Source organism: Embleya sp. NPDC020886 (assembly GCF_044333915.1).
Taxonomy (GTDB): Bacteria; Actinomycetota; Actinomycetes; order Streptomycetales; family Streptomycetaceae; genus Embleya.
Genome location: NZ_JBIRRX010000009.1, coordinates 373,246 through 386,064, shown reverse-complemented (window position 1 = coordinate 386,064; position 12,819 = coordinate 373,246). Strand labels below are relative to the sequence as shown.

General features: G+C 73.3%; 10 protein-coding genes. 4 read left to right on the top strand and 6 right to left on the bottom strand.

Going from position 1 to position 12,819, the window contains the following annotated elements:
• Positions 1 to 295 precede the first annotated feature (295 nt).
• Entirely contained in the window at positions 296 to 1,825 is a 1,530-nt protein-coding gene (locus ACH4U8_RS29905) for a class I adenylate-forming enzyme family protein (RefSeq protein ID WP_395781414.1), read from the top strand.
• Complete coding sequence (locus tag ACH4U8_RS29900; protein WP_395781412.1) at positions 1,822 to 2,481, top strand: RraA family protein; 660 nt, start codon at positions 1,822 to 1,824, stop codon at positions 2,479 to 2,481. Before ACH4U8_RS29905 ends, ACH4U8_RS29900 begins: the two co-directional genes overlap by 4 nt.
• 38 nt (positions 2,482 to 2,519) lie before the next feature.
• On the opposite strand, the gene ACH4U8_RS29895 is transcribed toward ACH4U8_RS29900, so the two are convergent.
• The 3 genes from ACH4U8_RS29895 to ACH4U8_RS29885 form a co-directional block, all read right to left on the bottom strand.
• The gene (locus tag ACH4U8_RS29895; RefSeq protein ID WP_395781410.1) at positions 2,520 to 3,359 is read right to left on the bottom strand and encodes an alpha/beta fold hydrolase; all 840 of its coding nucleotides are present in this window, start codon (positions 3,357 to 3,359) and stop codon (positions 2,520 to 2,522) included.
• A 328-nt stretch (positions 3,360 to 3,687) separates the two neighbouring features.
• On the bottom strand, positions 3,688 to 4,959 hold the full coding sequence (locus tag ACH4U8_RS29890; protein ID WP_395781408.1) for an aminotransferase class I/II-fold pyridoxal phosphate-dependent enzyme: 1,272 nt from the start codon (positions 4,957 to 4,959) through the stop codon (positions 3,688 to 3,690).
• Between the two features lie 154 nt (positions 4,960 to 5,113).
• Entirely contained in the window at positions 5,114 to 5,584 is a 471-nt protein-coding gene (locus ACH4U8_RS29885) for a hypothetical protein (RefSeq protein ID WP_395781406.1), read from the bottom strand.
• Between the two features lie 215 nt (positions 5,585 to 5,799).
• Between ACH4U8_RS29885 and corA the strand changes: the two genes are divergently transcribed.
• Both corA and ACH4U8_RS29875 read left to right on the top strand, forming a co-directional pair.
• The gene (gene corA, locus ACH4U8_RS29880) at positions 5,800 to 6,876 is read left to right on the top strand and encodes a magnesium/cobalt transporter CorA (RefSeq protein ID WP_360324461.1); all 1,077 of its coding nucleotides are present in this window, start codon (positions 5,800 to 5,802) and stop codon (positions 6,874 to 6,876) included.
• A 667-nt stretch (positions 6,877 to 7,543) separates the two neighbouring features.
• Complete coding sequence (locus ACH4U8_RS29875) at positions 7,544 to 8,473, top strand: 3-oxoacyl-[acyl-carrier-protein] synthase III C-terminal domain-containing protein (protein WP_395781404.1); 930 nt, start codon at positions 7,544 to 7,546, stop codon at positions 8,471 to 8,473.
• Between the two features lie 506 nt (positions 8,474 to 8,979).
• Here ACH4U8_RS29875 and ACH4U8_RS29870 read toward each other — a convergent pair.
• Genes ACH4U8_RS29870 through ACH4U8_RS29860 form a run of 3 tightly spaced genes read right to left on the bottom strand, consistent with a single transcriptional unit; the run spans position 8,980 to position 12,814 of the window.
• Entirely contained in the window at positions 8,980 to 9,888 is a 909-nt protein-coding gene (locus ACH4U8_RS29870) for an ABC transporter ATP-binding protein (protein ID WP_395781402.1), read from the bottom strand.
• Complete coding sequence (locus ACH4U8_RS29865; RefSeq protein WP_395781400.1) at positions 9,876 to 11,879, bottom strand: dipeptide/oligopeptide/nickel ABC transporter permease/ATP-binding protein; 2,004 nt, start codon at positions 11,877 to 11,879, stop codon at positions 9,876 to 9,878. The genes ACH4U8_RS29870 and ACH4U8_RS29865 overlap by 13 nt, the downstream gene beginning before the upstream one ends.
• Positions 11,876 to 12,814 (bottom strand): ABC transporter permease, encoded by a 939-nt coding sequence (locus ACH4U8_RS29860; protein WP_395781398.1) that lies wholly within the window; start codon positions 12,812 to 12,814, stop codon positions 11,876 to 11,878. Before ACH4U8_RS29860 ends, ACH4U8_RS29865 begins: the two co-directional genes overlap by 4 nt.
• Positions 12,815 to 12,819 lie beyond the last annotated feature (5 nt).

Below are 12,819 nucleotides of genomic sequence, written 5' to 3'. Positions count from 1 at the left end.
TGGACCGGGCGAATCCCGGGGCCACCGGGTGTCGAGGGCCGCGCACGAGGGCACTGACGCCGATGGGCCCGGCGGCCCGGCAACCCGGGCGCGGGACTCTGCTCGGTTGTGGGACCGCGGGGCTGCTTGGTTGTCGATCGACCCGCGCGGGAAGCCATCGGCCCCGGGGGCGCCGTCCCGCGTGCGCTCGACCGCGTGGGAAGCGGTCCGTTGTCGGTTGTCCCGGGACCGTTGGTCGTGTTCGGCTCGTTGTGCGTTTCCGTCCGCTCCCTCGTTGATGTACCTGGAGGTCGACATGACGTCCGTACCGCCCACCTTCGCGGCGCGCTGGTCCGACACGGTTGCCGCCCACCCGTACGCGCCGTTCCTGATCTGGGAGGCGCCCGACGGGAGCGTGACCCGCTGGACCTACGCCGAGTTCGACGACCTGGTCGCCCGCGTGGCCGGCGGGCTGCTCGCGCGCGGCATCGGCGCCGGCGACCGGGTCGGCATCGCGCTGCGCAACTGCCCGGCGTACGTCGCGCTGTGGCTCGCGGCGGCCCGCCTCGGCGCGGCGATGGTGTGCTCCGACCCCTCCGCGCGAACCCCCGAGCTGGCCGCGCACCTGCGCCGGACCCGTGCGCGAATCGGCTTCTGCGCGCCCGAACGGGCCGCCGACTACCGGGCCGCGGCGCACGAGACCGGCACCACCGTGGTCGAGATCGCGGAGGACGACACCGATCTGGCGATCCTGCTCGGTCGACCCACGACCGCCGGTGCCGAGCCACCCGGTCCCGCCGACCTGGCCGGGTTGATGTTCACGTCCGGCACCACGGCCGAGCCGAAGTGCGTGATGGTCACCCAGGCCAACTACGCCTTCGCCGGCGCCGTGATGGCTGCCGCCGCCGAACTCACCTTCGAAGACCGGCAGTTCGTGGTGTTGCCGATGTTCCATGCCAACGCGCAGTACTACTCGTTCGCCGCCGCGATCACCGTCGGCGCGAGCGTCGTGCTGCTGCCCGCGTTCTCCGCGAGCCGGTTCGTGGCACAGGCCGCCCGGCACGAGGTCACCCACGCAAGCCTGTTCGCCGCGCCGATCCGGATGATCCTGGCCCGCACCCGCAGTCGGGACGCGCCGTCGGGGCTGCGGGTGCGGCACTGCTGGTACGCGCAGAACGTCACCGACGACCAGTACGAGCGGTTCGCGGCCCTGCTCGGCGGTTGTCGGCCCCGCCAGTTGTACGGCATGACCGAGACCATCCCGGCCGTCCTGAGCAATCCCGCCGGCACGCCGGTACCGGGATCGATGGGCCGGCCGACGCCCGGCTGTGTCGTGGCCGTGCACGATCCGGCGACCGGCGAGCCGACCGCGGACGGCGAGATCGTGGTCGGCGGCGAACCCGGGGTGAGCCTGTTCGCGGGCTACCTCGACGACCCGGCCGCGACCGCCGCCGCCTATCGGGACGGCTGGTTCGTCACCGGCGACCGCGCCCGGGTGGACCCGGGCGGCCACTTCCACTTCGCCGGGCGGCGCGGCGACGTGCTCAAGGTCGCCGGCGAGAACGTCTCGGTGGTGGAGATCGAGGCGGTACTGGCCGAGCATCCGGCGGTGTTGGAGGCCGCGGTGGTGGGCACGCCGGACGACGTGCGCGACGAAGTACCGGTCGCGTTCGTGGTGGCCGTGCCCGAGGCCGGCCCGACCGCGCTCGACGACCTCGCCGACTGGTGCGCGGATCGGCTCGCCAAATCCAAGCGGCCGGTGCGCTTCCAGCGGGTGGCCGAGTTGCCGCGCACCTCCGTCGGCAAGATCCGCAAGTTCCTGCTGACCGAGAGGACCGCTCCGTGACCGACCTCGCCCCGTCGTCGCTGCCCGCCACCGCCGCACTCGCCGATCTGCTGCAACTCCGGGGCCGCACCGGCTGGTTGACGCCGCCGCTCCGACCGTTTCGTCGGGGCGAGGGGGCGGTGCTGGGGGTGGCCCGGACGGTCCGGATCGTGGCCGGCCGGAGCGCGCCCGGCCTCAAGCCGCTGCACGCGCTGCTCGCGGAGGACCTGACCGACCGGGTCGTGGTGATCGCGGGGGCGGACGCGGCGCCCGGTGCGGTGTGGGGCGAGATCCTGACCGCCGCCGCGCTGGGCCGGGGGGCGGTCGGCGCGCTGGTCGAGGGCAGTGTCCGGGACGTGTCGGCGGTGGCCCGGCTGGGCCTGCGGTTGTGGGCGCTGGCCGAGGCCACGGCGGGTCCGGGGGGCGCCGTCCGGGTCGCCGAGATCGGCGGCCCGATCGAGATCGCCGGCACCCCGGTGTCGGACGGCGACCCGATCCTGCTGGACGACGGCGGCGCGGTCGCCCTGCCGGCCGCCGACGCGACCACACTGCTCGCCGACGCGCTCACCTACCACCGAGCCGAGGAGGAGGTCCTGGCCGCCCTCACCACCGGCCTCCACCTCCCCCGCGCCTACACCCCCAAGGCCGAGGCGATCACGCGCCTGCGCCGCCACTGACCGTCCCGGCGTCGTCCCGAGTCGTGCGGACGGTGGGGTCAGGGGCGGGTGTTGTCGGTCAGGAAGGTCTGGATGGTGGCGGCCACCCGGTCCGGGAAGTGGGCGTGGGCGTAGTGGCCGGCGCCCTCGATGGTTTCCAGGTGGCCCAGGCCCGGAGGCATCGTCGTGACGATGGCGGTGCCTTCGGCGGCGGCGTCGGGCCAGTCCGGGTCGAGGGTGCCCTCGATCACCAGTGCGGGGCAGCGGATGTCGCCGAGGACGGCGCCGGCGTCGGTGGGGGCGGACATGCCCATCTTGGCGACCGCGGCCATCCGGCCCGGTCGGCTCAGCTCGGTGTCCAGGGCGGCGACGTGTGCGGCGAAGCCGGCGGGCTTGGTCCCCGGGTAGGCGTGCGCGAGGTAGCGCTTCCAGACGCCGACGCTGCGCAGCAGGCCGGTGCCCGTCAGCAGGAGCATGCCCTTGCGGTAGCGGGCGTTCGACAACATCGCCTTGGCGTCGACCTTCTGGGCCCGGGTGAACGGGCTGATCTCCACGATCGCGTCGACCAGCTCCGGTGCGCGGGCGGCGGCGATGGTGGCCGAGCCGCCCGAGAAGGAGTGGCCGACGAGCACGGCCGGACCGCCCAGGTGCCGAATCAGGGCGAGCAGGTCCTCGGCGGTGTCGGTGCGGGTGTACGAGGACCATCCGACGGTGGATTCGCCGTGGCCGCGCAGGTCCGCACAGGCGACCCGATACCCCGCCGCCACGAGTCGCTCGGCGACGCCGCGATAGGACGATCTGTTGTCGCCCATGCCGTGCGAGAGCACGATCAATCGTCCCTGCCCACTCACGTCGTAGGCGAGTCGGCCGCCGTCGATCTCCAGAAACTCCGTAGTCATGATCTCTCCCCCATGTGCTGATGCCGTCGATCCCTACGATCACTTAGCTAACACCGTTAGCCGAATCATGTCAAGCATCGCCGCCACCGGTCGCTCCGGACCGACGGAGGTTCACCCGTACGCCCGCCACAGGGCACCGGCCGCACCCTGCCCACGCATGCAAAAACCCCGTCGTGGGCCCCCCCCCCGGGGGGGGGGCGGGGGGGGGGGGGGGGCCCGGGCCCCCCCCCCCCCCCCGGCGGCCCCCCCCGACCCCCCCCCCCCCCCCCCCCGCCGCCCCCGCCCCCCCCCCCCCCCCGGCCCCCCCACGACGGGGTCGTCGGCCTGCTCAGGCCGCAGCGGCCTCGGCTGCGGCCAGCTTCACGCACACGGCCACGGCCCGCATCGCCCGGCGGACCTCGTCGACCGTGGGGTAGCTGGGCGCGAGCCGGATCTGGTGGTCGCGCGGGTCGTTCCCGCCCGGGAAGGCGGCGCCCGCCGGGGTCAGCGCGACGCCGACCTCCTTGGCCAGCCGTACCACCTCGGCGGCACAACCGTCCGGAACCAGCAGGCTGACGAAGTAGCCGCCCTCGGGCCGGGTCCAGGAGGCGATCCCGAGCGGGCCCAGCTCACGCTCCAGCGCCTCGTACACCGCCTCGAAGCGCGGCGCGAGCAGCTCTCGGTGCAGCTCCATGTGCGCCACCACGCCTGCGGTGTCGCCGAAGAAACGCACGTGCCGAAGCTGGTTGATCTTGTCCGGACCGATCGTCTGCTTGGCCAGCAGGCCGGTCAGCCAGGCCACGTTGGCCGGGGACGCACCGAAGAAGGCGACGCCGGCGCCGGCGTGGCTGATCTTCGAGGTCGAGCCGAAGACGAACGCCCGGTCCGGGTTGCCCGCCTCGGCGCACGCGTCCAGCACGGACAGCAGCTCGACCGGGGTGTCGGTCAGGTGGTGCACGGCGTAGGCGTTGTCCCAGAACAGCCGGAAGTCCGGCGCCGCCGTCGGCATCGCGGCCAGCCGGCGCACCGTCTCGTCGCTGTAGCTCTCCCCGGTGGGGTTGCTGTACTTGGGCACGCACCACATGCCCTTGATCCTCGGGTCGGCGGCGACCAGCGCCTCCACCTGCTCCAGATCCGGGCCCGCACCGGTGAGCGGGACCGGGATCATGCCGATGCCGAACCGCTCCAGCACGCCGAAGTGCCGGTCGTAGCCGGGCACCGGGCACAGGAACAGCACCTCGGGCTCGTCCACCCAGCGGCGCTCGGCACCGGGCACCTTGGACAACAACGCGTTGGCGATCACGTCGTGCATCAGCGTGAGGCTCGCGTTGCCCAGGGCCAGGAGCTGCGCGGCGGGCACCTGGAGCAGCTCGGCGAAGATCGCGCGCAGCTCGGGCAGGCCGTTCAGTCCGCCGTAGTTGCGGCAGTCGGTGCCGTCGGCGGCCTTGAAGTCCGCGTCGCCGGGCAACGTGAGCAGGCCGTTGGCCAGGTCGAGCTGCTGTGGCGAGGGCTTGCCTCGGGTGAGGTCGAGACGGAGACCCTCCGCCGCCAGGGCGGCGTATTCCTCCCGAACGGCCACGAGGTCGATTTCCGGAATGGGCACGGTGGTGCTGAGCGGCACGGAATCCCCAAAATAGGCGGAGGCCGCAGACACTTGCGGCAGGGCCAATCTAGCAACACGCCCGGGGTGGATCGGCGCCGACGGCCGATCCTCGAGGCCCACCGGCCCGTCCGGGCACGGGTGGGCGAACCCGCCCGGGCGGCCGACGAGCAAATCAGGCTTTCAGCCGGTCGGGAAACGACGCCGGCGTGAAGCGCAGCTCGACGTGTGCCCGACGGCCGTTGATCAGACTGTGCGTGTCCAGGAGGAGCGTCGACGCGTCCGGACTCAGCGTGCCCGAGTACAGCACGGTGCCGGACCGGCTGGTCGCGGCGAACGAGATCGACGTCCCGTCCAGCTCGTAGGTGCCCTGGCTGCATCCGGTGTGTTCGGGGCCGAACCAGCGGGCGATCTGCTCGACGGCACCGACGAGCGAGGTGACGGTGGAGACCAGGTCGGGGGCGGTGAACCGGATGTACGCACAAAAGCCCGGTTCCTTCCTGGCCCTGCGCTCCTTCCCGGCGACATCGTCCGGCTCGACGGCCACGTACAGCCCGTCGAAGCGCGGGTGCGGTCCGGCGGTCGCGGACGGCGCCGGCTGCCGGTTCTCCGCTGCGAATTCGGGGAACTCGCCTGGGGTACGCACCGGTTGCCTCCTCGCTCGACGTCGGGTTCGGGGACCCGACGTACGGAAGGCACCGAGGGTAGGCGACACCACCGACGACGGGCCCGGTCGGCGTGGGCGCGGCACCGACGGATGCGGCCCGGCGCCGAAGCGAGGCCGGATTCGCCGGCGCCCGCACCGCAGCCGCCCTGGCCGCCTACCATCGGCGGGGACACCCTCGATTCGGGAGTAGGACGATGAGTTCGTGGCGCACACCCAGGCGGTTCCGGCACGGCTCCGGCGCGGCACCCACGCCCGGGTCGGGGGCTGCGCGCGCTCCCGTGGTGGTGGACTGCGCGCTCTACGACAAGGGTGTGCGGCGCCCCGGCGAGGTGGCGCTGAGTGACGCGCTGGATGCGGCCGAGGCGGGCGAGGACACCTTCGTGTGGATCGGGTTGTACGCCCCGCTCGCCGAGGACCTGGCCGGCGTCGCCGACGCGTTCGACCTGCATCCGTTGGCCGTGGAGGACGCGGTCGAGGCCCATCAGCGGCCGAAACTGGAGTACTACGACGACACCCTGTTCCTGGTCCTGAAGACCATCGTCTACGTGGAGCACGACGCGCTGACCGCGACCAGCGAGGTGGTCGACACCGGCGAGATCATGATCTTCGCCGGGGAGAAGTTCGTCGTGGTGGTCCGGCACGGCAGTGCGCCGCCGCTGGTCGAGCTGCGTCAGTCGCTGGAGGCCGACCCGGCGATGCTGGCGCACGGGCCGGCCTCGGTCGTGCACGCGATCACCGACCGGGTCGTCGACGACTACCTGCGGGTGGCGGACAAGGTCGAGGACGACTTCGAGCGGCTGGAGGTCGACGTGTTCTCGCCTCGGCCCAGCAACGACGCGGAGCGCATCTACCAGCTCAAGCGCGAGCTGATCGAGTTCAAGCGGGCGGTCCTGCCGCTGGCCCGGCCGTTGGAGCGGCTCTCCGCCGTCGCGCTGCCCGGCGTCGGCACCGGCTTCGACGCGTACCTGCGCGACGTCGCCGACCACCTGGCCCTGGTCCGCGAGCGGCTGGCCGCGTTCGACGAACTGCTGGACGGCATCCTGTCCGCCAGCCTGGCCGGGGTGACCGTCCGGCAGAACACCGACATGCGCAAGATCGCCGCCATCGCGGCGATCCTGGCCGTCCCGACGTTGATCGTCGGCATCTACGGCATGAACTTCGAGCACATGCCCGAACTGAAGTGGACGTACGGGTATCCGACCGTGCTGACGGTGATGGTCACCGCGTGTGTACTGATGTTCCGGGCGTTCCGACGCAACGAGTGGCTGTGACGCCGAAGGGCCCGTAGTGCCGGCGGGTCGGTTCAGCGTCGTACGGGTACCGCACCGGCGGTGGGGCCGGGACGGCGGAACAGCCCGCGGCCGATCGCCTCGCCCAGCCGACAGGTGGCCGGCAACACCGCCGTCAGGGCGGCCGGCCCCCGAAGCGCGGCCGGCGCCCCATGCCGCCGCCGGCATCGCCGTGCATCCGTGAACTCGCTTGTCCCGAAGCGCTGTTGCCGGCCATGCCGGTGCTCCCCCGCATGCCTTCGACGCCGGCCGGCACCCCGATTTCCAACCGGAATCCGTATGCCACACATACGCGTTCGGGCTCGATCCGTACGCGCCCTTGACGGCGACGGGCCGGTGGGCCGCGGCGCCCTCGGGTGCGGCGGGCGGGCGAGGGTGGTTGGAGTTGCCGCAATACGTGAGCCGCTCGGGGCGCGCGGGGGTATTCGGGCGTAAGAGCCGCGTAGCGGCGGGCGGTCGGCGCGTCAGGGGGGCGTGAAGGCGGGGCTCGGGCGGGTCGGCGGCGCGTAGGTTCGGAGATCCGGCACGGCCTCCGGGATCCGCCTGCGGCACGCCGACTCACCGGCCGGCGCGGGGACGGGGTCAATGGTCCTCGGAGGCCGTGCCCGATGCCGGGTCTCGGCGTCGGCACCGCGAAGGAGAAGACACGATGAAGGTTTCCGGCTTGGGCATCGCCGCCGTGGGGAGCTGCACGGCGGCCACGCCGCTGCCGTCCCTCCTGATCGACGAGGCCGCGCTGCGCGACACGTTGACCCGGGGCGGGCTCAGCGGGGGCGATCTGGACGACCAGTACTGCCTGTTGTGCGACCGGGCCACCGCCGGCGCGCCGATCGCGCTGTCCGGGCGGCTGGTCCTCGATCGACTCGGCGTCGGCCGGATCCACGCCTACCACGCCGTGCACTGCGGCGATCATCCGCTGTCCGCACTGGGCACCCTCGCGGCGCATCTCGCGGTCGATCCCGCGGCGCGGCGCGGCCTGATCCTGGCGCCGTCGCACCAGGGACGGCCCGCGGCGGCCCTGGTGCTGGAGAAGGGGCTGACCCGTCGTCGGCTGCTGGCCGTGTCCGTGCGCGACCACCGCGTGGGCGCGGATGCGCATCCGGGCATCCGCATCCCCGGAGCGCGCACGGGTGGCACAGGGCCGGCGGCGCGCCCGCGGATCACCGCGGGCGTCCAGGCGCGTCGGCACGAGCCGGGGCGATCCGCGGTGGCCACGATGGTCGACCGGGTCAGCGTCTCCTGGCGCGCGCACCACGGCGAATGCGTACAGGACGCGCCGATCGCGATCTCGGCGGTGATCGCGCAGACGTTGCGCCAAGCCGGGGTCGCGTGGTCGACGATCGACCACGTCGCGCTGCACACGCCGGCGGCCGAGACGAACCGCGCCTTCCGTCGCCACTTCGGCCTCCAGCGCCACCGGGTCACCGACGTCGGCCCGGAAACGGGCCACCCCCGGGCCGCCGGCCTGCTCATCGCCGCCCGAATGGTCTTCGAGTCCGACCACCCCACCGGCACCCGCGTGCTGCTCACCTCCCTCGGCGGCGACGGAGCACTCGCCGCCGCCGTGGTGGAAATCTGACCACCGCCCCTCGCCGGCGATCGCCCGCGCCATCGCCACAGCCGTCGCCGCCGGCGCGGATCGTCAACGTCTTCGCCGGTACGCCCTATCCCGGCGGCACACGACGCGCGGCGGTCGAGTACGCCGGTGCGCACAAGTCCAGACAGTGGAACTGCACCGCGCGTGCGGTCTGGGTCAGGGCCAGGGGCGACCAGGGTCCGCAGCAGCGTGGTCTTGCCGCTCTGCGGCCCGCCGGCGATACCCGCATGGCCACCCGCGCCGGGCAGGGCCGCGGGCAGCGGCGCGCGGGGCTGCTCGAACGGGTGGTCCACGATGCCCACCGGAACGCACAGGGTGCCGCGCTCGGCCCTGGCGGGCGACACGTCCGGGGTCGGTGGCGCGCCCGGCGGCGACAGCCGGAGCCGATGCGCCGCGGGGCCGCCGCTCCGTGCGTCCGCTCCCGCCCGAGGTCGTGGCGGTCCTGCGCGGCGAGTGACCGCCTCGGGTGCTCCCCCGCCGCGCCGACGTCACCGCGTGGCCTCGTCCTGCACCAGTCGATGCCGGGCCGCTCGCCGGGCGGCCTGGCGGGCCGGGTCGGGCACCGGTGCGGCGAGCAGGAGGTTGCGGGTGTACGGGTGGGTGGGCTCGGTGGTGATCCGGCGGGCGGTGTCGCACTCGACGATCGTGCCGCGTGACATCACCGCCACCCGATCGCTCACGTGACCCACCACCGACAGGTCGTGTGCGATGAACAGGTATGCCACGCCGGTCCGTTGCTGGAGTTCGACCAGCAGGTTGAGCACCTGGGCCCGGGTGGACAGATCGAGCGCGCTGACCGGTTCGTCGCAGATGATCAGGCGCGGCCCGGGGGCCAACGCCCGGGCGATCGCGACCCGTTGACGCTGTCCGCCGGACAACTCCCGGGCCGGCCGGTCGGCGGTGTCACCGGGCAGGCCGACGGCGTCCAGGAGTTCGCCGATCCGGGCCCGGGCGGCGACTCGGTTGTGCGACCGGTCGGCCGTGAGCGGTTCGGTGAGGATGTCGCCGATGGTCATCGACGGATTCAGCGAACCGTACGGATCCTGGAACACCACCTGGATCTCCCGGCTCAGCGCGCGTCGCGCCCGCCGAGTCAGGCCGTCGATCCGGTTCCCGGCAAAGCCGATCGTGCCGGACGCGATCGGGACCAGGCCGAGCACGGCACGCCCCAGGGTGGTCTTGCCCGAGCCGGATTCGCCGACCAGGCCCACCGTTTCGTGCGGATGCACGTCGAGGTCGATACCGTGCAGGACCCGCAGCGCGGGCTTGCGCCGACGGGGGGCGCGGTACTCGACGACCAGGTTCCGCACGCTGAGCAGCGGACCGGGCTCGGGACCGGGCTCGGTGCCGGTGCCGCTCGCCGCCTGCGGATCGGCGTGCCGTTTCAGCGCATCCATGCGATCACCTCGTTCCCCACCCGGGCGCAGCGCACCGCACCCGCGCCGTGGCCGGTCGGTTCCGGGTGTCCGGCGCATTCGGGTGCGGCGTACGCGCAGCGCGGGGCGAAGCGGCAACCGGTGGGCCGTTCCCGGACCGAGGGCACCCGGTCCGGAATGGTGCGCAGCGGGCCCCGCTCGCCGGCGCCGCCCTCGGCGGGCGGGATGGCGGCCAGCAGTGCGGCCGTGTACGGATGCGCCGGTCGGGCGAACAGGTCGGCCGCGAGCGCGGTTTCCACGATCTCGCCCGCGTACATCACCGCGACCCGGTCGCACAGATCGGCGACCACACCCAGGTCGTGGGTCACCAGCACCATGCCCATGTCGTGCTCGCGTCGGAGCGAGCGCAGCAGGTCGAGGATCTCGGCCTGGACGGTGACGTCCAGTGCGGTGGTCGGCTCGTCCGCGATCAGCAGGTCGGGCTCGCCGGCGACGGCGCCCGCGATCAGCACCCGCTGGGCCATGCCGCCGGAGATCTGGTGCGGGTAGGCGTCGAAGACCCGGGGCGGGTCGGTGATGCCCACCCGGTCCAGGAGTTCCAGGGCACGTTTGCGGGCCGCGTCGCGGGAGAGCCCGAGGTGGGTGCGCAGCGGTTCGGTGAGTTGACTGCCGATCCGAAAGCTCGGGTCGAGGTTGGACATCGGGTCCTGCGGGATGTAGCCGATCCGGCGCCCGCGCAGGGCGTTCAGGCCGCGCTCGGACAGCGTGGCGAGGTCCTGTCCGTCGAACTCGACCCGGCCGGTGATCGAGCCGCCGGCGGGCAACAGGCGCAGCACGGCCAGCGCGGTCTGTGTCTTGCCGCAGCCCGACTCACCCACCAGGCCCAGGATCTCGCCGCGCCCCACGTGCAGCGACACCGCGTCCACGACTGCGGCCTCGCCCTCGGGGGTGGGGTAGCCGACCCCGAGGCCGTCGACCGCGAGCAGCACGTCGGTACCGACGGTGCTCGGCCCGCCCACCGCCGCCGGGTCGCGCGCGGGTCGCCCGATCGTCGGTCGGCTGCGCACCGGTCCGGCCGTGTCGCCGACGAAGGCGTCGCGAAGTCCCGCGCCCAGCAGGGTCACCGCGAGCACGGTCAGGGTGATCGCCGCGCCGGGCCACACCGACAGCAGCGCCGCGTCGTAGACGTGGGTGGAGGCGTCGCCGAGCATCGATCCCCAGCTCGCCCGGTCGGGTTCGCCCAGGCCGAGGAAGGCGATGCCGGATTCGATGATCATCGCGAGGCCGAAGATCAGCGACGCCTGGGTGATGATCGGGACCCGAACCACCCGCAGGACGTGTCGGCGCATGATCCGTAGGTCCGACAGTCCGGCCACCCTGGCGGCGTCCACGTACGGTTCGCCGCGCACCCGCCGCACCTCGCCGCGTACCAGGCGGAAGACCGGGGCGGCGGTGAGCACACCGAGCACCACCATCGACACGACGAGGCCGGGGCCGTGCACCGCGACCACGGCCAGCAGCACCACGATGCCGGGCATCGCGAGGAACACGTCCGCGATCCAACCGACCACCGTGTCCCACCAGCCGCCGACGTAACCGGCGGCGAGTCCGGTGGGCACGCCGATCAGCAGTGCCACGCACGTGGTGATCGAGCCGGCCAGCAGGCTGGTCCGGCTGCCGTACAACAACCGGCTGAGCACGTCGCGGCCGGAACCGTCGCCGCCCAGCGGGTGATTGCCGGACGGGTCGGCCAGCACCGCGTCCAACGCGGCGCTGTTGGGCCCGTGTTCGGCGATCAGGCCGGCACAGGCACCGGTCACCACGACGAGCAGCAGGACGACGGCGGCGGCGAGGGCGATCGGGTCGCGCAGGAAGCGGGCCAGCGGGCCGCGCCGGCGCGGTGCGGTCGGCGGGGCGGGCGGGGCGGATCGGGCCGGTCCCGGAGTGGGGTCGGCGGAGGCGGGCGCAAGGACGGCGGCCGGGGCGGACGAGCAGGCCGGGTTGTCTTTCATCGCATGCCGACTTTCGGATCGAGCGCGCCGGTCGCCAGGTCGACGGCCAGGTTGACGGTGACCACGACGCAGACGCCGACCAGGACGACCCCCTGCACGGTGGGCACGTCCGATTGGGAGGTCGCGCCGATCGCCAACGAGCCCAGGCCGGGCAGCGCGAAGATCTGTTCGATCACGAGGGCGCCGCCGAACAGTCCGATGAACTGCAGGCCGACCACGGTCAGCGCGGGCGGGGTGGCGTTGCGCAGGACGTGTACGAACAACACGCGTCGCGCGGGCAGGCCGCGGCTGCGCAGGGTGCGGATGTAGTCCCGCTCCAGCACCTCGGCCACCGCGTTGCGGGTCTGCTGGGCGATCGCGGCGACCCCCGCCACCGCGATCGTGGCCACCGGGAGCACGAGCGAGCGGGCCCAGTCGACGGGCGACTCGGCGAGCGGCACATAGCCGGTCGCGGGCAGCACCTCCAGGCGGACCGCGAACACGGTGACCAGCAGGATGCCCACCCACAGGCCGGGCACCGCGAAGCCGGCCACCGCCAGCACGTGCACCGAACGGTCCACCGCGCCGCGCCGGATGGCGGCGATCAGCCCGAGGGCGATCCCCAGCACCGCGCAGACCAGCGTCGCGGTCAGCGTGAGCGACAACGTCACCGGGAGCTTGGTGCCGATCGAGTCGCTCACCCGGAGGCCGGTGGTCCACGAGGTGCCCAGGTCGCCGCGCACGGCGGCGCCCAACCAGTCCAGCCAGCGCAGCACCACCGGGCGATCCAGGCCCAATTCGGCTCGCTTGGCCGCGAGTTGCTCGTCCGTCGCGGAGACGCCGAGGATGCCCTGGCCCGGATCCGGGAGCAGGTCCATCAGGAGGAAGGTCAGTGCGGAGACGACCAGGAGCAGTACGACGGCCGAGGACGACCGACGGGCGATGAAGCCGATCACGGGGC